This window comes from Longibacter sp. (assembly GCF_051155795.1).
Lineage (GTDB): Bacteria > Bacteroidota > Rhodothermia > Rhodothermales > Salinibacteraceae > Longibacter.
Genome location: NZ_DAXETW010000101.1, coordinates 22,003 through 41,560 on the forward strand (window position 1 = coordinate 22,003; position 19,558 = coordinate 41,560).

At 64.3% G+C, this 19,558-nt stretch carries 15 protein-coding genes; 12 read left to right on the forward strand and 3 right to left on the reverse strand.

All coding sequences use genetic code 11. From position 1 onward, the window contains the following. The first annotated feature begins 215 nt into the window (after positions 1–215). Positions 216–1,505: a dihydroorotase gene (locus ACFCU0_RS10790; protein WP_434973680.1), complete on the forward strand. Its 1,290-nt coding sequence runs from the start codon at positions 216–218 to the stop codon at positions 1,503–1,505. A gap of 15 nt (positions 1,506–1,520) precedes the next feature. On the opposite strand, the gene ACFCU0_RS10795 is transcribed toward ACFCU0_RS10790, so the two are convergent. Next, on the reverse strand, positions 1,521–2,222 hold the full coding sequence (locus tag ACFCU0_RS10795) for a metallophosphoesterase family protein (protein ID WP_434973681.1): 702 nt from the start codon (positions 2,220–2,222) through the stop codon (positions 1,521–1,523). Between the two features lie 299 nt (positions 2,223–2,521). Between ACFCU0_RS10795 and ACFCU0_RS10800 the strand changes: the two genes are divergently transcribed. After that, on the forward strand, positions 2,522–3,775 hold the full coding sequence (locus ACFCU0_RS10800; RefSeq protein ID WP_434973682.1) for a D-alanine--D-alanine ligase family protein: 1,254 nt from the start codon (positions 2,522–2,524) through the stop codon (positions 3,773–3,775). Positions 3,776–3,838: 63 nt separating this feature from the next. Here the strand turns inward: ACFCU0_RS10800 and ACFCU0_RS10805 are convergent, their stop codons facing one another. Together ACFCU0_RS10805 and ACFCU0_RS10810 are read right to left on the reverse strand one after the other, a co-directional pair. Continuing rightward, entirely contained in the window at positions 3,839–5,305 is a 1,467-nt protein-coding gene (locus ACFCU0_RS10805; protein WP_434973683.1) for a hypothetical protein, read from the reverse strand. Between the two features lie 41 nt (positions 5,306–5,346). Beyond that, positions 5,347–6,957, reverse strand: coding sequence for an alpha-amylase family glycosyl hydrolase (locus ACFCU0_RS10810; RefSeq protein WP_434973684.1), 1,611 nt, complete (start codon positions 6,955–6,957; stop codon positions 5,347–5,349). A gap of 327 nt (positions 6,958–7,284) precedes the next feature. Between ACFCU0_RS10810 and ACFCU0_RS10815 the strand changes: the two genes are divergently transcribed. From ACFCU0_RS10815 to argH, 10 genes are all read left to right on the forward strand, one after another. After that, a complete protein-coding gene (locus ACFCU0_RS10815) occupies positions 7,285–8,691 on the forward strand; it encodes an NAD(P)/FAD-dependent oxidoreductase (RefSeq protein ID WP_434973685.1) in 1,407 nt (468 codons plus the stop codon). Between the two features lie 122 nt (positions 8,692–8,813). Further along, positions 8,814–9,338, forward strand: a complete 525-nt coding sequence (locus ACFCU0_RS10820) for a hypothetical protein (protein WP_434973686.1) — start codon at positions 8,814–8,816, stop codon at positions 9,336–9,338. Positions 9,339–9,714: 376 nt separating this feature from the next. Next, positions 9,715–10,986 (forward strand): argininosuccinate synthase, encoded by a 1,272-nt coding sequence (gene argG, locus ACFCU0_RS10825; RefSeq protein ID WP_434973687.1) that lies wholly within the window; start codon positions 9,715–9,717, stop codon positions 10,984–10,986. 58 nt (positions 10,987–11,044) lie between these two features. Then, complete coding sequence (locus ACFCU0_RS10830) at positions 11,045–12,196, forward strand: hypothetical protein (RefSeq protein WP_434973688.1); 1,152 nt, start codon at positions 11,045–11,047, stop codon at positions 12,194–12,196. Positions 12,197–12,243: 47 nt separating this feature from the next. Then, the gene (gene argC / locus ACFCU0_RS10835) at positions 12,244–13,278 is read left to right on the forward strand and encodes an N-acetyl-gamma-glutamyl-phosphate reductase (RefSeq protein ID WP_434973689.1); all 1,035 of its coding nucleotides are present in this window, start codon (positions 12,244–12,246) and stop codon (positions 13,276–13,278) included. A gap of 47 nt (positions 13,279–13,325) precedes the next feature. Then, positions 13,326–14,513 carry an aspartate aminotransferase family protein gene (locus ACFCU0_RS10840; protein WP_434973690.1) on the forward strand — a complete coding sequence of 396 codons (1,188 nt, stop codon included), beginning with the start codon at positions 13,326–13,328 and terminating at the stop codon, positions 14,511–14,513. 55 nt (positions 14,514–14,568) lie between these two features. After that, on the forward strand, positions 14,569–15,666 hold the full coding sequence (locus ACFCU0_RS10845) for an N-acetylornithine carbamoyltransferase (RefSeq protein ID WP_434973691.1): 1,098 nt from the start codon (positions 14,569–14,571) through the stop codon (positions 15,664–15,666). Positions 15,667–15,722: 56 nt separating this feature from the next. Then, positions 15,723–16,547 (forward strand): acetylglutamate kinase, encoded by an 825-nt coding sequence (argB, locus tag ACFCU0_RS10850; RefSeq protein ID WP_434973692.1) that lies wholly within the window; start codon positions 15,723–15,725, stop codon positions 16,545–16,547. A 68-nt stretch (positions 16,548–16,615) separates the two neighbouring features. Then, entirely contained in the window at positions 16,616–17,746 is a 1,131-nt protein-coding gene (locus tag ACFCU0_RS10855) for a M20/M25/M40 family metallo-hydrolase (protein WP_434973693.1), read from the forward strand. Positions 17,747–17,797: 51 nt separating this feature from the next. Then, positions 17,798–19,117: an argininosuccinate lyase gene (gene argH / locus ACFCU0_RS10860; protein ID WP_434973694.1), complete on the forward strand. Its 1,320-nt coding sequence runs from the start codon at positions 17,798–17,800 to the stop codon at positions 19,115–19,117. The last annotated feature ends 441 nt before the right edge of the window (positions 19,118–19,558 follow it).

Below are 19,558 nucleotides of genomic sequence, written 5' to 3' on the forward strand. Positions count from 1 at the left end.
GAAGAATACGATAGGAGAAGAAATCAACAACGAGGCGGTGTCCGCCCCGCGCGATGGCTGTGTGGGATCCACGTCGCCGGCGTTACGCCATCCCGTGCATGGAAGGAATCCGACAGGTCTTCGTGGATGCGAGCATTGACCGTCCGCCGGAAACTCTCTACGTTACTCCCCGCGATTCCCCTTCGACACCCCGCTCACCGGCTCCCGATCCGAGCATGCCCGACGACCTCCTGATACGCCACGGTACGATCCTGAACCCGGAGACGCGGGACACGCGTGAGGCGGATCTGCTTATTCGAGACGGTCGCATCGCACAGGTCGCTCCGGAGATCGACGTGGACGGGGGCGTTCCCGAAGTGGATGTGTCCGGGAAAATGATCTCGCCCGGCTGGATGGACATGCACGTACACTTCCGCGAACCGGGATACGAGCACAAAGAGACGATTGCGACAGGCGCTCGGGCGGCGGTCGCCGGCGGGTTCACGTCGGTCGCGTGCATGCCGAACACGAATCCGCCCATCCACACACGCGATGTCGTGGAGTTCATCCTCGAGCGAGCGGAGGAAACGCCTGTCCACGTGCACCCGATCGCCACGGTGTCCAAGGAACGGGAAGGCGTCGAGCTTGCAGAAATGGCAGATTTGCAGGAGGGGGGCGCCGTGGCGTTTAGCGACGACGGGTCGCCGGTTCAGCATGCAGGGCTGATGCGCCGCGCACTCGAGTACAGCTCGATGCTGGATGCGCCCATCATCAACCACATGGAAGATCTGACACTGAACCCCCACGGACACATGCACGAGGGAGACGTGTCGGCCCGGCTCGGCGTCGGCGGGATCCCGGCACTGAGCGAGGACGTGATGATTGCGCGGGACGTAGAAATCGCCGCCGTGACGGGTGGACACGTGCACGTTGCGCATATCTCCACTGCGCGGGGTGTGGCGCTTGTTCGAGAAGCGAAAGCGCGAGGCGTGAACGTCACCGCCGAGGTATGCCCGCATCATTTCACCATGACGGACGAGGCGGTCGAGACCACCGGTTTTTCGACGCACACGAAAATGCACCCGCCGCTCCGTTCGGCGGCCGACGTCGAAGCCGTCATCGAAGGGCTCATCGACGGAACGATCGATGCCATCTGCACTGATCACGCCCCTCACGCACCGCACGAGAAAGACGTCGAGTTCAACGCGGCGCCGTTCGGCATTCTGGGCCTCGAAACGGCCTGGGGGCTGTCGGTTCGCGAGTTGGTCGAGCCCGGGCACCTGTCCGTGGACGAGGTGGTCCGCAAACTGACGGTTGCGCCCCGTCGCATTCTAAACCTGCCTGTTCCGGCCATCCAGGAAGGGGCCGTTGCTGAACTGACGGTGTTCGACGCCACGACCCGGTGGACCTTTGAGGCGTCGGACATCCGGTCCAAGAGCCGCAACACACCGTTCGTCGGTGAGGAAATGGTCGGACGCGCGCACGGCGTGTACAGCAAAGGGCAATGGGTTGACCACACCGCGTAAGGCGGTAGCGGGCCGTCACGCCCCTTCCAGCAGGCGCTTGGCGAGACGGTCCGGGAGGCCGGCGGCCTTCAGCTTGCGGGCGGTCGTCTCCGTGTCGTAGTCCAGCCGCACGTTGCGGTATTGCATCGAGTTGCTGTCGTAGAGCGCGAAGCTGAGCTTCGGGTTGTTGTCGCGCGGCTGGCCGATGCTGCCGGGATTGATCATGAACCGATGGCCCGGGCGCACCTTCAGGACGCCGAGGCGATCGGACACGACGCTCGGGACGTGCGTATGGCCGACGAAGCAGACGGATGTGTCGAAGTAGTCGAACTGCTCTTTTGCGGCCGGGAACGAGTTGATGCGTTTCCAGGCGAGCGGAGCATCCGGCGTCGCGTGGACGAATGTGCAGTCATGCGCATCGATGCGCTCGGGCCAGGAGATGATTTCCTTTCGCAGCGACTCGTTCAGAAGCTTCCGATTGTGGAGGGCTGCTTTCTGCGCATCGGGGGGTAACTGTCCGAGCCCGTCGCCGGTCGCGACCGCCAGGTCGTGATTCCCGACCACGACGCCGTCACAGTGCTTCTGGACGAGGTGCATGCATTCGACGGGATTGGCGTTGTAGCCGACCACGTCCCCGAGACAATACATCCGATCGACCCCGACCCGCTCGATCGCGCGAAGCGCGGTCTGCAGGGCTTCCAGGTTCGAATGGATGTCGGAAATGATGGCGAGGCGCACAGGCAGGGGCGGAGAGGCGGAAGGGTCGAACAGTGGGCACGTGCGCGCAATCTACAGGAGTTCACCCGCGAAAACCAGCGTCTGGCCCTGTGATGCGCAGGATTCAAGGGGATTGCGCGACGAAGGGGCTCCCGCGCCTGAAGGGTCGCGCGCTGCACGTTCGCGTTTTCTCGATCCCCTGATGTATACTGTGCGGCAGACGGTAGCCGACCGGCTGGAGCGCGAATCGCGAGTTTTCCTCCGGCACGGACCGCCGTCTGCCCGATCTCATCGCTGTATCGACCCCCTTTGCTTTTCGTATGTCCGATTCTCCCCTCACGGTCGGCGTCGTTCTCGGCGGCGTCGCGCCCGAGCACGAGGTGTCCATCATCTCCGCACTGCAGGCTGCAGCCGCACTGGATCGATCCCGCTACCGCCCGGTCCCGCTGTACATCGCCAAGGACGGCACATGGTACACCGGCGAGCACCTGCTCGAGGTCGAGGCGTATCGCGACATTGACGCCCTCCGGGAGTCGGCCGCGCGACTGGCCCTGTTTCCCGGCGCTTACGGTACGCTCGAGTGCGTAGAGGTCCGCGAGGGTGGGGCGCTGTCACACTTGACTCGCCCCCCGCGCCGCTTTTCGATCGACGTCGTCCTGCCCGGACTCCACGGCGGACCGGGGGAAAACGGCGGGGTCCAGGGCCTCTGCGAGGCGTTCAACGTTCCCTATACCGGCAGCTCCATCTTCGGCTCGGCCATCGGAATGGACAAGGTGCTGTCGAAGCACCTGTGCCGGGAGGCCGGCATCCCGGTGGTCGACTTCGTCGCGTTCACCGAAAGCGAGTGGGCGGGACGCGAAGAGGACGGACTCGATCGGTGCGAGGATCGAATCGGGTATCCGCTGATCGTGAAGCCCGCCCGCGGCGGGTCCTCGATCGGCATCATGCGGGCGGAGGATCGCGGGGAACTCGATGCAGCAATCGAGGATGCCTTTCGATATGACGACAAGGTCGTGGTCGAGCGGGCCGTGCAGGAGTTACGGGAAATCAATTGCTCCCTGCTCGGGGATGAAACCGACGTCGAAGCGAGTGTGCTCGAGGAGCCGGTGGCCTCGGAGGATGATGACGTCCTCACGTTTCAGGACAAGTATATGCGCGACGAGAACGGAGGGTCGGCCGAAAACGGGGCCAAGACGCACGATCCGGGACCGGAGGGGATGGCGTCGCTCGATCGCGTTATCCCGGCGAACCTGTCCGATGAGCGCACCGACGAGATTCAGGACCTGGCGATTCACATCTTCCGGCTCTTCGAGTGCGCCGGCGTGGCACGGATTGATTTCATGATCGATGAAGCCACTGGCGACCTGTTCTTCAACGAAATCAATACCATCCCCGGGTCGTTTTCCTTCTACCTGTGGGAGCCGTCCGACGTGCCGTTCGATGAACTCATGCACCGGATGATCGAAATCGCCCGGCGCCGACATCGAAAGAAAAACGGCCGGGTGCGAACCTACGATGTCAATCTGCTCGCGGAACGCAGCCTGTCCGGGCTCAAAGGCGCGAAGGGAGAATGAGGGGATGTGGAATGGTGAATGTGGAATGGGGAAGGGGGAAGCGTCAATTGGGGAGGGGTGGATTCAGGATGTGTTGGCGAGATGGCGTGCGGTGTCCCGGATGGAGGCCATCTGATCGGGGTTGCCCGTGATCTGGTCGTGCAGGCGTCCTGCCCGTTCGGCGATGTCGTCGTCCTGGAACGAGTAGGCGAAATTGCGGACCTGCTCGATGCGGCCTCGGCGTCCGTCGGGCGTTTGCTCGTCGGCCGTCAGGGGCCGCGCCGCCCCCCAGTCGATGTGGATCAGATCATCCGTTTCATCCTCGACGATGAAGTTGGCCGAATGCCAGTCCGGATTATTTACGCCGAGGGCTTCACAGACCTGTTGCGTGATCAGCACCTGGGCGTATACGTCGGCCGTCAGCCGGCGCGGGTCGTCCGCGACAAAGGACTGCAGCGTGGGTCCCGGCACGTGGTCCTCTATGATGAGGCCGAGCAGGGGGGAGAAGCTAACGCCGTGCTCGAAGGCGGCGTGGAGGGGAGGTACGACGTTTTCTTCGAGTACGATGCGAACGCGGCCGCGTGACGTTACGACGGCACCGTTGTTCTCGAGCACCGGCCAGTTCTCCGTATTCCCGTCGTACGACCGGGCGCTGAGTTCGATGTCATGGAAGGGTTCGGGGCCGGGCTGCTTGATCACGAGGCCCAGAGAAGGGGCAAGGCAGATGGTGCTGCGTCGATGTCGTCCGGCGATGTATTCCCCTTTCAGGATGAGCTGAACGTTGAGGTCTTCGGCCCATGTGCGCTGATGAAAGGCGTGACGGGCGACGGCGTCGGCGTCCCCTCGAGCATCGGCAATGCGTCGTGTGCGCTCGAACCGAACGAGCCGGTCTAGCAGCGCATCGCACAGGATCGGAGTTGGGACGGGGCGACCGGTGGACGTCTGCAGCGCCTGGCTCCCGTCGATGGCTGCGACGAGCAGGGGGACCTGCTGCTCCGGGGCGCCGTCGGTTTCTTCGTCCAGCCGTTGGAGACGCACGATCCCGCGAACCACCTCGTCCACCGGCGCGTCCATTTCCTTCTCCAGGTGCTCGGCGACCTGCTCCGGGTCGGCACCGTGGGTGTCGATCCGGTCGCCGTAGATTCTGAGGGTTTCCGCGTGGCGGAGCAACACGTCGTCGCTTTCACGTCCGACGGCCTCGGGCCCGTCAACCCCAATCACGGCGAAGTAGATGGGTGCCCATCCGCCCATGGTTCGGGTTAGAAAGCCGGGGTCCGTCAGAAACTGTACGGGGATGAGACGATCCGTGGCAACGCGTTGAAGGTGGGCGTGCGGCGTGTCGATCGCGAGGAGGTGCTGAACGACGTCGTTAGTGTCGACGCCCGGCGGGATGGCGTCCAGGGTCTGGCACCAGGCTCCGACGGCCTCCGGGGTGGGCCGCTGTCCGATGATTTCGACGCGGGCACCCTGTGGCTCCGTCCGTTCCGTCACGGCGCTCAGGAAGTCCCGAACGTCGGGTCGGTTGAGGGGAATGGCAACAACGGCGTACATGTGCAGGCGGGCACGGGAGAGAGGAACGGCGAGGGTGCGCGTTACGGCGAGTGTTCGATCCGGATCAGCAGGCCGTCGTTCGGACGGAGCGCCAGAATGCCCTGTACCGTATCGTCGCGGCGGCCGTAGCGAGCACTTGCCTCAACGGTGCCGTACAGCCCGTCCGGGAGCGTCCAGGTTTGCGTCTCGGCCGTGAAATTCAGCGTGATAAGAAAGCGGTCCGTGGCGTCCTCGGGCGATTGCCGGGCGTACGCAAAAACACCCTCTGGAGTGTCGAAGGATCGGTAGGAACCGGCGTGAAGCGCGGGATTCTCTCGTCGAAGTGCGATCAGGCGTTTCGTCAGCGAAAGCATCGACGACGTCTCTTGCTGCTGAACTTCGACGTTGATCACGTCGGCACCCGGACCGACGGGCAGCCACGGCTCGGCGTCGGGTGGGCAGAAGCCGGCGTGCGTTGCCGTCGACCACTGCATCGGAGTGCGGGCCGGATCGCGCCCGAGGCCGAGTCCAGGCGTTTTGAGCTCCCACGGGTCCTGCACCATCTCCGGTGGGATGCGGCCATCCGGCATCCCGAGTTCATCGCCGTAGTAGATCGTCGGCGTGCCCCGGAGGGTGAGCAGAAGCATGTGTCCGACGCGGGCCTGCGCCGGTCCGACGCGTGAGGCGAAGCGGTGCTGGTCGTGATTGCCGAGGACGTAGTTCGGCCAGCCGGTGGTTGGCACGTGGTGTTCGTAGGCGTCGACGTGCGCGCGAACGCTTTCCGCGGTCCAGTCTGAATGGATGAGGTTGAAGTTGAAGGGCAAGTGGTATTCGTCGGCGTTTTTCCCGTAAAAGGCCATCAGCCGGTCGACGGGCAAGGTCACCTCACCGATCAAAACGCGGTCGTCGTATTCATCCACGACGTCGCGGAGCATCCGCCCGACGACGTGCGCGTCCGGCAGGTTCTTCGTATACGTTTCCTGGAGTTTGCGGTACGGGTCCATCCCCTCCTTCCAGTCTGGGTTCGGCGGATTATCGCGCCACTGAGGGGCCACCATCGCCCGGTAGGCGACGTCCACCCGGAAACCGTCGACCCCGCGATCCATCCAGAAGCGGAGCACGTCCAGCATGGCGCGGCGCAGGTCCGCATTGCCCCAGTTCAGGTCGGGTTGCTCGGCCAGGTACGTGTGCAGGTAGTACTGTCCGGTCTGCTCGTCGAACTCCCACGCCGAGCCCCCTCCGAAGCGGCTGACCCAGTTGGTCGGAGGGCCACCGTCCGCGCCGGGGTCTTTCCAGAAATACCAGTCGCGCTTCGGGCTGTCGCGCGAGCTTCTCGACTCCTTGAACCACGGATGCTGATGCGAGCTGTGATTGACCACATAATCCAGGATGACCTTCAGTCCCAGATCGTGGGCCGACTCGATCAGGTGATCCGCGTCGTCCATCGTGCCGAATAGCTCGTGGACGCCGGTGTAGTCGGCCACGTCGTAGCCGAAATCCGCCATCGGGGACGGATAGATCGGAGAGATCCACACGGCATCCACGCCGAGGTCGGCGAGGTACGGGAGGCGATCGGTGATACCGGCCAGGTCGCCGACGCCGTCCCCGTCTGCATCCTGGAAGCTGCGCGGATAAACCTGATATACGATGCCGTGCTTCCACCAGTTGGACATGCGCCGCGGGGTCGGGTCGATATGATTCCGAAACGGCAAAAACCTACGAAGAAATCGTGTCGGTAGAAAGGCGACGGGCGCCTCGTCACAAAAGGAGGACAGTGGAGCGCGGCAGCCAAAGCGGCCAGTACAAGCAAGGGAGGTCTTGTCTCCGGCGGGTTAGATGTGAAGATGACGCATCGCCGGCCGCGGACGGGCGAACATTACGATTCCGTGCACTTTGCGGTGAGGTAATTGTCCCAGCCAGCGGTTGCATTGGATGATGTCGTGGTGTATGCCACTGCGGCTCGTTTGCCATGCTCGATTTCCTGAACTTGCACTACCGATATGACCCAGTCCAGCAACGGTGATCGTCCGGCCCGCCACGGCCGATTGCGGTCCGACACGAGCCCGAACACTCGCGAGACGGGTCGTCCGCACGTCGTCGTCATCGGGGCGGGGTTCGCCGGCCTTGACGTCGCGAAAGAACTGACGGATACGGAGTGCGACGTGACGCTGGTTGATCGCAACAACTACCACAAGTTTCAGCCGCTGCTCTATGAGGTGGCGATGGCTGGACTGGAGCCGGACGACATCGCTCACAATGTCCGACACATCTTTCAGGACAGCGAGAACGTCACCTTCCGGCTTGGCACGGTTTCGGGTATCGACACGGATGCGCAACGCGTCGAAGTGCGCGGCTCCGATCCGATCCCGTATGACTACCTTGTGATGGCCGCGGGTGCTGTCAGCAACGACTTCGGTATTCCCGGCGTCAAGGAGCACGGCTTTCCGCTGAAGAACGTCCCGGATGCGGTGAATCTTCGGAATCACGTCCTCCGGCAATTCGAGCGATACGACCGCAACCCGGGCGGGGCCGAGATGGGCGCGCTCAACTTCGTGATCGTCGGTGGAGGCCCGACCGGCGTGGAGATGGCGGGAGCGCTCGTGGAGCTGTTCGATACGCTGAACGAGGACTTCCAGGCGTTCGACACGCGTAAGGTAGGCCGATGCATCCTTCTGGAAATGCAGGAAGACCTGCTTCCGCCGTATCGGTCGTCCCTTCAGAAGTACACACGGAACGTACTCGAGCGGCGGGGGGTCGAGGTTCAGACCGGCACGGTCGTGGATCGCGTCAGCGAGCGCGACGTGATGCTAAAAGACGGCACCCGGATCCCGACGCAGACGCTGATCTGGGCCGCCGGTGTACAGGCAAGTCCGGTCGCAAACTACGTACATTCCGAGCAGGCCCGGGACGGACGGCTCGTCGTCAACGACGATCTGAGCGTGGCCGACCACGCCAATGTGTTTGCCGTGGGCGACATGGCGGCGATGCGGGTTGAAAACGGCGACGGCTTTCACCCGCAACTGGCGCAGGTTGCCATGCAGTCGGGTCGGCACGCGGCCAAGCAGATCCTGAACCGCATGCGGGAGCGAGAGACGGGCCGATTCTCCTACACGGACCTCGGGCAGATGGCAACGATTGGCCGCAACGCCGCCGTGGCCGAGCTGCCGGGAGGCATTGCCTTCAAGGGGTTCTTCGCGTGGGTGCTCTGGGTCTTTATCCACATTGCGAAAATCGTCGGCTTCCGAAACCGGTTGAGCGCCTTCGTAAACTGGGGCTACAACTACTTCACCTACAGCCGTTCGGCGCGTCTCATATTGGACATCGTACCCATCGACGACGACATCCCCCTCGAGGTGGAGGAGGTCGACCAGAAGATCCGAGAGCAACTGAAAGAGGTCACTGCCTGACGCGCCGGCACCTTCCGGCTGCCGGAGAAGCAATCGCGAACGCCGCCTGCGGAGGGATCGACATCTGCGTCGGTTCGTGATAAAAGAACGCCGCCACCTTCGCCGCCGGTTTCGCGCCGCCGATGCCTGCCCGTCTCTCCTTCTTGCACTTGAGCCTCGCGCTCGTCCTCCTGTCAATCACCGGCACCGGATGTTCGGAGGAGGGCGACGCACCGCCGAATGTCGATGTCGGACGGTTCGACGTGAGCGTGGAAGGAGCGATGGAGGCCTCGTATACGGGAGAGGCGCGCTACCGACTCGTCGACGGTCAACTCGCCGGCTTTGAACTCGTGATCGACTCCACGAGCGGTATTTCCATCGACGTCGAGCACAGCCCAATCGAACGTACGACGTTTCAGGTCGTCGAATGGGAGTTGATGCAGGTGGAACGTCCCGGAGGAGCGCCGGGCACGATGGCTTTTATCGAAACCCCCAATGCCGCATTTGAAGCCCGGGACGGGACCGTCAGTGTGACGTACACCGGGGAGGGTGAGATCGGCGGGAATCTCGATCTGACGATGGAAGGATCGCGCGAGGGCGTTCCGGAAGATAGCCACTCCATTCGCATGACCGGGCAATGGATCGCCACGAAGCTTCGCATAGATTAAGTGAAGAAAATGTCCTTTCGGCGGTCTTGCGCGGCCGAAACAGCGAATTCGGCGGTTTTATCAGGCCCGCACTTGACAAACCGCCCGCCTTCTCCGTACCGTTAGAAGCACCATGACGACCCAGACCGTCCATACCACCCGTGCCCGACGACGCGCTCGACGCGAGCGACGTACTCGCACCCGTATGGACGGAATCGACGCAGAGGGCACCATGGCTTAACGTCATCAAGACGTAATCAGACCGGGGAAGGCCCTTCCCTCTTCGAAACAGGCGTTGGTTCCGACAGGAGCCGACGCCATTTTGCGTTTGTGTGGCTCCTGTAGGTTTTCGCCGAAAGGATTGCAATCGCCGCTCGCCACACGACCGCTCGCACCCATGTCTATCATTCTCGCGTTCAGCGGAGGACTTGACACGTCCTTCTGCGTCCCCTACCTCCGGGAAACGTACGACATTCCCGTTCACACCGTCACCGTGGATACGGGCGGACTGCGCCCGGGAGATGCGGAGGCGATTGCCGAACGGGCAGCCGATCTCGGGGCGGCCAGTCACACGCTGGTCGACGGCAAGAAGGACCTGTACGACGACCACCTGTCATATCTCATCCGCGGGAATATCCGGCGGGGCGGCGTCTACCCGCTCTGCGTCGGTCCGGAGCGTATCGTGCAGGCGCGGGCCATGGTGCAGGCGGCGGCTGAGCACGGGAGTACGGCGATTGCCCATGGCTCCACGGGCGCGGGCAACGACCAGGTTCGTTTTGACGTCGCGATCCAGGTTCTGAGCCGGTCGATGCTCGGTCACGAGATCGACGTCGTTGCACCGATCCGTTCGCTCGGGCTCACCCGTGCGGCATCCACCGATTACCTGTTGGAGCGGGGCTTCGACGTTCCCTCAGAAACGACGGCCTACTCGATCAACCGTGGCCTGTGGGGGACGACCATCGGCGGGGAGGAAACGCTCACGACCCAGACGCCCCTGCCGGAGGACGCCTACCCGGATACCGTTTCCCCGAAAGAGGCACCGGACGAAGCGGTTGAACTGGAGTTCACGTTCGAGGAGGGCCTGCCTGTTGCCCTCGACGGGCAGGGGATGGACGGCGTCGTGCTCGTCCAGCAGCTGAATGACGTCGGTGGCGCCCATGGCATCGGGCGTGACATTCACGTCGGTGACACGATCCTCGGCATCAAGGGGCGGGTGGGATTCGAAGCCCCGGCACCCGAGATCCTGCTGACCGCGCACCGGGAGCTTGAGAAACTGGTGCTCACGAAGTGGCAGCAGGTCAAAAAAGACGAAACCGCCCAGTTCTACGGGATGCTTCTCCACGAGGGGCAGTACTTCGACCCGGTGATGCGGGACGTTGAAGCGCATCTCCTCTCATCACAGTCCGCCGTCAGCGGATCCGTCACCGTCGAGCTTTACAAGGGCGGCGTCTCCGTCCTCGGCGCCGACAGCCCGAACTCCCTGTTCAACGCCGACCTTGCCACCTACGGGGAGGAAAATGCGCTCTGGAATGGGCGAGACGCCGAAGGCTTCACGCGTCTCGTCGGGATCCCGTCACTTCTCGCTGCAGAGTCCAGTACGGGCGCCGCTCCCGCATCGACGCACCGCTCATCCATCTCCGGTCCCTCCGTGACCCCGATCTCCGGGTAAGTCGTGAGTCCGTTTGATGCCTCGTCGCCGTCCCGCCCGTCGAACCACCGCCCCTGCCATGCCTCTCCATTCCATGAACGGTACCGCGCACACGTCCACGACCTCCGTGCATGCCAACCTGATCGCGTCCACGACCGCCCGATGTGGTCTGTCGCCGGACGTGGCGGTGTCGTCCTACATCGTCGCGCAGGCAGGCTACGCCGTTGCCGTGCGGGCCCTGGAGGAAAAGCCGCACTACAACGAGATCGAATGCCTCGACGGGACCTTCCAGACCATCCGGGAGGGCGACGTCATCGTCGGCGTCCTCGGGGAACGGCAGGCCTTGAAGGGGTATAGCGGCACCGTTCCGCGCCAGGTTCAGGTTGGGGACACGCTTCACGTGCTCAACCTCGGCGGGATCATCGGGCGGTGCGCGTCGGCGTTGCCCGATCTCGGCCCTGCGCTTCGGGTCGAGGTGCTTGGCTCCGTCGTGGTCGAGCGGAACGGTCGGCCGGTTCACGCCCGGATACAGGACGGCGCGATCGAGCCGCAGGACACGCTGTCGACATCTGCGCCGCTGGTCATGGTGAGCGGAACCGCGATGAACACCGGCAAAACCATGGCTGCCTGTGGGCTCGTAAAGGGGCTCGCCGACGCCGGATACGATGTGGCGGCAGCCAAGCTGACCGGTGCGTCCCTCAAGCGCGATGTGCGAAAAATGATGTCGCACGGTGCCCGGGCCGTGTCCACGTTCACCGACGCCGGCGTGGTGTGCTCCACGCAGGGAGACATGGCGCCCGTCGCGAAAGGCATCATTGACCATCTGAACGCGTCCGCACCGGACGTCATCGTGCTCGAGCTCGGGGACGGGTTCATCGGCTACTACGGTGTGGACGACCTGCTCGTCGACCGGGAGCTCCAGCAGCTAACGCAGGCTCATGTCGTGGCAGCAACCGACCTCGCCGGCGCGTGGGCGGCGGAGCGCGTCTTTTTCGAACGATACCGCGCCGCCATCACCGCGATCACGGGACCGGTGACGGACAACGCCGTGGGCCGCCGATACATCCGGACACAGCTTGGTATCCCGGCGGTGAATGCCCTGCAGCAGTCACAACATCTGACGGCCATCGTAAAGGCGGCCGTGCACGGCGAAGACGCGGCCGGCTCCGTTCCGTCGCCCGGGTCGGTCACTCCGAATGCTGCGCCCGAGGTGGCCGGCAGTGCCGCGTGACGACCCATCCCGCTCCCCGTTTCTTTTTCTCCCCGCCCGCTCGATTCATGATGTCCTCCATTGCACTCCTTCACGGTGCCGGCTACGTCGGCGGCGAACTCGTCAAGCTTCTTCACCGGCATCCGCACGTATCCCTCGAAGCGGTAACGAGCCGGACGTATGCCGGCGAGCCGCTCTCTGCAGCGCACCCGGCACTTCGCTCGCAGGTGAGCCTTGATTTCATCGCGCCCGACGATCTGGACCTGTCCGGTATCGATGCCGTCGTTGTGGCCGCTGAACACGGCCGCGGCATGATTGTCGTGCCGGCCCTTCGCCGTCAGGGCTTCACCGGGCCGATCGTCGATCTGAGCGCAGACTTTCGGCTGTCCGATGCGGATACGTATGCGGACTGGTACGGAGCATCCCACTCTGCGCAGGACGTGTTGTCGGACGCCCTCTACGGTCTGCCGGAGCTTTCCGCGCCGTACCCGCCGGACGCGCGCCTGATCGCCAATCCCGGATGCTACGCTACGGGCCTGTCTCTCGCCCTCGCGCCCGTCGCCGCACAGCAGGTGCCGTTGTCGGCGCACATTACCGCTTGCACCGGCGCGTCCGGGTCCGGCGCCTCCCCGTCCGCCGCGACGCACTTTCCGGACCGGGATGGCAATGTTCGGGCCTACCAGGTGCTCTCGCATCGGCACACCGCCGAGGTCCAGCAGACCGTCGGCACGCACATCGACCTTTCGTTCGTGCCGGTCAGCGGGCCGTGGACACGGGGCATCTGGGGAACGGTGCAGATGACGTGGCCCAACGGTCTGAAGGAAGAAGATCTGACGGAGTGGTTCACTGCGTCCTACGAGACATCTGCGTTCGTCCGGCTGTCGCCCGGTGCATTGCCGGAGCTCCGACCGGTGGTCGACACCCCGTTCGTCGATCTCGGCTGGCACGTGTCGGGGCGCCGCGTCGTGATCGGGTTTGCGCTCGACAATCTCATGAAGGGAGCGGCGAGCCAGGCCGTGCAGAACCTGAACCTCCTGCTCGGGCTGCCCGACACCACCGGCCTGCTCGCGTCCTCCCGCCGGTCCCCCGCGGTGATCGCCTGACCTCGTTCGCTGGTGCCCGTCTTCCTCGCTTTCGACTCCGACCTCCCATGATGACTACCGACGAAACCATCGCACTGGAGCACGCCCTCGAGATTCCGACCTACAACAAAATGCCGATGGCGCTTGTCCGCGGCGAGGGGCGATACGTGTACGACGCTGACGGCGCCGCGTATCTCGACTTCTACGGCGGCCACTGCGTGTGTATTCTCGGTCACTGCCCGCCGAAGGTCGTCCGCGCCGTTCAGCGTCAGGCCGGGGAGTTGATGTTCTACTCGAACGTTGCGCACAGTCCCGTTCGAGCGGCAGCCGCGCAGGCCGTCGTCAACCTCGCCCCGGACGCGCTCGGGAACGTGTTCTTCGCGAACTCGGGCTCGGAGGCGAATGAGACCGCCCTCAAGCTCGCCCGCACGTACACCGGTCGCTCGGAGGTCGTCGCTCTCAGCGGTGGCTTTCACGGTCGGACACTGGGCGCGCTTGCCACGACGCACAAACCGGCCTACCGGCAGCCGTACCTCGACGTGTTGCCGCAGACGCACTTTGCCCCGCACGGAGACCTGACGAAGGTAGCCGATCTGCTTGCTTCGGGTGACGTCGCGGCTGTGATCCTCGAAGCGATTCAGAGCATCGCCGGCATGCGGATGGCACCGGTCGACTACCTCCGGCAGTTGCGTGATCTCTGCACGACACATGGCACCGTTCTCATCTTAGACGAGGTGCAGACCGGGGTCGGGCGCACCGGGACGTTCTCCATGAGCGAGCACTACGGCGTCACGCCGGACCTGATCACAATGGCAAAGAGCCTCGGCGCCGGCGTGCCCGTGAGCGCCGTCCTTGTTCATGACGACATCGCCGCGACCGTCGAGTCCGGCGACCAGGGCTCCACGTTCGGCGGGGGGATGCTCGCTATGGCAGCGGTGAAAGCAACGGTCGACCAGATCGTCGATCAGCAGTTGATGGCGCGTGCGGAGGCGATCCATTCGCACCTCGCCGACCATGTCAACCCGCTGGTTGCCGAGGTCCGGGGCAAAGGGTGTCTGATCGGACTCGCGCTGGATCGGCCCGTCGCACCGGTGATCGACGCGCTCCGCGAACGAGGCGTGCTCGTCGGTGGATCGGCCGACCCACACGTCATGCGCCTGATGCCGCCGCTGACGACCACCGATGCGGAGATCGATAGCTTCGCGCTGGCACTCGAGGCATCCCTCGACGCCGTCCAGACGGCCGGCGTGGGCTGATGCACGTCGCCAGCCTCTATCTACGCTCCTGTTTTTTCTTCAACCGAACGAACCGATGACCCTTCCCGGTGCTGCATCTGCCGCTTCAACTGTTACGTCCCGCGACGAATCGGCGACGATCCATTCTCTGAACGGGACGCCGAGCCCGCGACACGTTCTCCGCATCTCGGATCTCGACGACGCGACGTGGCGCCACGTCATCGATTCTGCCGTCATCTATAAAAAGGCGGGGATGGCGAGCAAGCCGATCGCCACGGGGAAGAGCCTCGGCCTCGTGTTTCTGAATCCGTCGCTCCGGACCCGAACGTCGATGGAGCTTGCCGCGCAGCGCCTCGGCGCCCACGTCACGACGCTCAGCCCCGGGCAGGATGCCTGGGCGCTTGCCTTCGGCGACGGTGTGGTCATGGACGGCGCCGAGGCGGAGCACGTCCGGGATGCCTTCGGCGTGCTGTCCCGGTACGTGGACGCCCTCGGGGTTCGCGTGTTCGCCTCCGGCACGGACCGCGAACGGGATGCGGCTGATGCGATGATCAACGAAATCGCTGCGTCGGCAACGGTGCCGGTCGTTAACCTGGAGTCGGCCCGGCACCACCCGTGTCAGGCCCTGGCCGACGCGGCGGTTCTCTCGGACCACTTCGACGGGGAGACGGCCGGCAAGCGGTTCGTCCTGACATGGACGCACCATCCCCGCGCCCTGCCCATGGCCGTTCCCAACTCCGCGCTCCTGGCGGCGGCGCGATCGGGAATGCATGTGACCGTGGCCCGACCGGCCTCCCACGCGCTGGAGGCGGACGTCATGAAAGAGGCCGGCGAGATCGCCAGCGCCCACGGCGGAAGCGTGTCGACCAGCACCGACATGGACGCGGCCATCGACGGGTCGGACATCGTGTACGCGAAGGCCTGGGGGGGGCCGATGCGGTACACTGCTCCCGAGCGCGAGAAGGCAATACGCGGCTCCCTAACGGACTGGCGCGTGACCCGGCAGCAGATGTCGACAACCCGGAACGGTCGGTTCATGCACTGCCTGCCGGTCCGTCGAAACGTTGTAGTCGACGACGCAGTGCTCGACGGTCCGCAGGCGATGCACCTCGATCAGGCCGAATACCGGCTGCATGCGCAGCAGGCCCTCCTGGAGTACGTGTTTGACTGCTGAAGTACCCGTGATCCCACAGACCCGCGGTGCTCCTCATTTTATGGTGAAAGGACATCATGACCGTATCCAACAATCAATCTGTTGCGGCCCCTCCGCCTGACGGAATCACCGTCGTGAAAGTGAGCGGCACGTTGCTCGGCCGGGCCGATGACATGCGCGCCTTCTGGCAGTCCGTCGCGAACCTCGCCTCGGAGGGTCCGGTGGTCCTGGTTCACGGGGGCGGTCAACAGGCCACGGAGCTGGCCGAACGCCTCGGACACACGCCCCGGGTCGTCCAGGGGCGCCGCGTGACGACGGACCTCGACCTCGACATCGTCCAGTGGGCCCTCTGCGGAAAAATCAATACGCAGCTGGTCGCCGCGGCTCGGCGTCACGGGATGCGGGGCGTCGGCCTGTCCGGGGCCGATGACGCACTCCTTCAGGTGCGGAAGCGGCCGGCATGGACGGTGGACGGCGAAACGGTGGATTTCGGATGGGTCGGCGATGTGACGGGCGTGCAGCCCGATGTGGTGCTCCACCTCCTGTCTACCGAACGGGTGCCGATCATTGCCCCGCTCGGCATTGACGACGACGGGCAGGTTTACAACGTGAACGCCGACACAGTCGCCCAGAATGTCGCCGTCGCCCTCGGGGCGTCGCACCTTCTACTCGTCACGGCAACCGGGGGCGTGCGTCGTGAGGCCGGCTCGGCGCGGACGCGACTCGACACGTGTGACCGGGAGACGGTCGCGGAGGGGATCGAGGACGGCTGGATCGAGGGCGGGATGCGTGTCAAGGTGGAAACCGCGCTCGCGGCGCTGGACGACGGTGTCGGAGAAGCATTCATCTGTGCCGCGAATGACCTCCTCAATCGATCGTCCGCCACACGCGTCACCCGATAGGCAGCACGCCGTACCTTTGCATGGATTCATGTTGATCAATAGTTATCGACCGTAACGTCACCGCCATCATGCCATCTCCCGTTCTTTCTGCAGCGTCCGCCACGCGGACCGACCCCGTTTCGCTCCTCCGCTCCCTGATTGCCATTCCGTCGCTTACGGGGGAGGAGGGGCCCGCGGCGGATTATATCGAAGGAAAGGCACGCGCGGCCGGCGTCGATGTCTGGCGGCACGACGATAACGTTGTGTTGTCTGCCGGCAGCGGGGAGAACACGCTGCTTTGGAATTCGCACCTCGACGTGGTCCCTCCTTCGGCCGGCCACCCTTACGACGCGTTCGATCCCGTCATGAAGGACGGCTGGATCTACGGACGGGGCAGCGTGGATGCCAAAGCAAGCGGTGCGGCCATGGTGTCAGCATTCCTGCAGATGTCGGAGTCGGGCGCCATTCCTGCAGGGAGGCGTCTGATGGTCGCCCTGACGGCGTGCGAGGAGGGCGGAGGCGCCTACAATGGGCTCGAGAGCATTCGCCCGAAGCTTCCCGAGCCGTCCGCCGTCGTGATTGGAGAGCCGACGGGTCTCGTCCCATGCGTGGCGCAAAAGGGACTGCTCATTCTAAAGATCCATGCACACGGCACAGCGGCGCATGCAGGACGGCCGAAGTCTGGCGTGAACGCCATTTCCCGCGCGTCCGCGGCAATCCAGGCGATCGAGCGACTCACTCTGGATCGCACCGATCCGTTCCTCGGGGCGCCGACGGTCACGGTGACGACGATCGAAGGCGGGACCGCGCGCAATGCGGTCCCCGATCACTGCGTCTTTGCGGTCGACATCCGGACGACGCCGGCGTACACCCATGAGGAGATCATCGCGCACGTCCGGGAGGTACTCGCGCCGCTCGCAGGCGTCGAGGTCGAGGTTTACAGCAATCGCTTCGTGCCCTGCGCTACGCCGGACGGATCCGCCATCCGGGCGGCGGCTCTCGCTGCCTGCTCGAACGTGCATGGTAAGGCGCTGATGCCCACGGGCTCGCCCACTGCGTCCGACTGGATTTTCATGCACGACCGCCCGGCGGTCAAGCTCGGGCCGGGTGAGAGCCGGCGGTCTCATACCGCGGAAGAACGTATCCGCGCGTCTCAGGTCCACGCGGCGCAGCAGGTCTACACCGACCTCGCGCAGACCTACTTTGCGACCGGAGAATAAACGCTCCGGGACGAACGACTTCACTGGTGCCTCCTTCCCGATCGACTGACCATGTCGAATCTCTGGACGAAAACGATAGATGATGCCCCGGCAACGGACGACTGGGTCCTGCGCTTCACCGTCGGCGATGACCACCTCTGGGATCGACGCCTGTTGCCATACGACGTTCGGGCGACGCGCGCTCACGCATGGGGGCTCCAGAAGATCGGCATTCTGACCGATGGCGAGTACGACGACGTGATGAATGGCCTGGATTACGTGCTCGCAGCGTTTGCTCGGGGTGACCTTACGATTACGCCGGCCGATGAGGACAGTCACACGGTGATTGAGAATACCCTGACGCGCCGCCTCGGCGACATCGGAAAGAAAATCCATGCGGGGCGATCGCGCAACGACCAGGTGCTGGCGGCCCTCCGCCTCTATCTTCAGGATGCTCTGCTGGACACGGGGCAGCGGGTCGCTGCCCTTTGCGAGGCTCTGTGTGGGGTCGCCGATCGGCATCCCCGCGTTCTCCTGCCCGGGTACACCCACCTGCAGCGGGCGATGCCCTCGACCGTGGCGTTATGGGCACTCGGCTACGCGGAGGCGCTGGTCGACGACCTGAATGGATTGCGACAGGCCCGCGAGCGGGTGAACGTGTCGCCTCTCGGCAGCGCAGCGGGATACGGTGTGCCGCACCTGGACGTGCCGCGGGAGGCCGTCGCCGATCGGCTCGGATTTCGGGATGTGCAGACGCACGCGACCGCCGTCCAGTTGAGCCGAGGCAAGCACGAGATCGCCGTGGTCCATGCGCTTACGCAGGCCGTCAGCACCGTCAATCGGATGGCCTCTGACCTGGTCCTGTACGCGACGTCTGAGTTCGGCTTCGTGGACCTGCCGGAGGCGCACTGTACCGGCTCGAGCATTATGCCGCAGAAAAAGAACCCGGATGTACTGGAGCTGTCCCGGGCTGCGTACGCCGACCTCGTCGGTGAACTGCAGCGTCTTTTGGTACAACCCGCAAACCTACCAGGAGGCTACCACCGGGACCTGCAGCGCACGAAGGGTGCGGTGATGCAAAGCCTGCAACGGACGCAGGACGTGCTGTCGGCCGTGACGGCGGTCGTCTCCGACTTACGATTCGTTCGGGAGCGGGCCGAGAGCGCCTGCACGGCCGACCTGCTCGCCACGTCCCGCGCCCTGGAGCAGGTGATGGACGGGGTCCCGTTCCGGTCCGCCTACCGCCGTGCTGCCGTTGATGCGACCGGCGCGGCGGCGCCGACGCCGGACAAGGTACTCGGCACCTACTCCACGCCCGGCTCGCCAGGAAACGAACAGCCCGACCTCATCCGACAGTGCATCGCGGAGGCAGAGTGGCTTGATGGGGGGTGAGGGTTGGGGATTTACGTTGATTCGTGGGGTCGTTGATTCGGTGGACCCTTACGGCAGGGCGCTCGCAAGCCGTCAGGGAGGAGAGCAAAAGCGGTTTCGCGTGTCGGCCATGTTGCCGAGGTGATGTGTTACCTATGACCCAGAGGCATATTCCCTGAACATTGAACGTTGAACCTTGAACGCACTTCTTTTCCCGGACAAGTTTCCTTGAACCCGGTGGGGTCCGTTGAGGGCGGCGAACCCACTGCAAAGGTGGTGCGTAACGAAAAAGCTATCACTGCCGGGGTTCTCCGTGCAGACGATGGTGCGGTGTCTTCGGACGCCCCCTTTGCCAATCCATTCATTTGTGTGTCGGAGGCGACGCATGGTCAACGAAATTCTCCCGCTCATTCGCGAGCACGATCGCTTTTTCATCATCACCCACATTCGCCCGGACGGCGA

Bases quoted from the DNA above. Each gene is read 5' to 3' on its own strand.
- ACFCU0_RS10790 (WP_434973680.1), top strand. From the start codon at position 216: ATGCCCGACGACCTCCTGATACGCCACGGTACGATCCTGAACCCGGAG.
- ACFCU0_RS10800 (WP_434973682.1), top strand. From the start codon at position 2,522: ATGTCCGATTCTCCCCTCACGGTCGGCGTCGTTCTCGGCGGCGTCGCG.
- ACFCU0_RS10805 (WP_434973683.1), bottom strand. From the start codon at position 5,305: ATGTACGCCGTTGTTGCCATTCCCCTCAACCGACCCGACGTTCGGGAC.
- ACFCU0_RS10810 (WP_434973684.1), bottom strand. From the start codon at position 6,957: ATGTCCAACTGGTGGAAGCACGGCATCGTATATCAGGTTTATCCGCGC.
- ACFCU0_RS10815 (WP_434973685.1), top strand. From the start codon at position 7,285: ATGACCCAGTCCAGCAACGGTGATCGTCCGGCCCGCCACGGCCGATTG.
- ACFCU0_RS10820 (WP_434973686.1), top strand. From the start codon at position 8,814: ATGCCTGCCCGTCTCTCCTTCTTGCACTTGAGCCTCGCGCTCGTCCTC.
- argG (WP_434973687.1), top strand. From the start codon at position 9,715: ATGTCTATCATTCTCGCGTTCAGCGGAGGACTTGACACGTCCTTCTGC.
- ACFCU0_RS10830 (WP_434973688.1), top strand. From the start codon at position 11,045: ATGCCTCTCCATTCCATGAACGGTACCGCGCACACGTCCACGACCTCC.
- argC (WP_434973689.1), top strand. From the start codon at position 12,244: ATGATGTCCTCCATTGCACTCCTTCACGGTGCCGGCTACGTCGGCGGC.
- ACFCU0_RS10840 (WP_434973690.1), top strand. From the start codon at position 13,326: ATGATGACTACCGACGAAACCATCGCACTGGAGCACGCCCTCGAGATT.
- ACFCU0_RS10845 (WP_434973691.1), top strand. From the start codon at position 14,569: ATGACCCTTCCCGGTGCTGCATCTGCCGCTTCAACTGTTACGTCCCGC.
- argB (WP_434973692.1), top strand. From the start codon at position 15,723: ATGACCGTATCCAACAATCAATCTGTTGCGGCCCCTCCGCCTGACGGA.
- ACFCU0_RS10855 (WP_434973693.1), top strand. From the start codon at position 16,616: ATGCCATCTCCCGTTCTTTCTGCAGCGTCCGCCACGCGGACCGACCCC.
- argH (WP_434973694.1), top strand. From the start codon at position 17,798: ATGTCGAATCTCTGGACGAAAACGATAGATGATGCCCCGGCAACGGAC.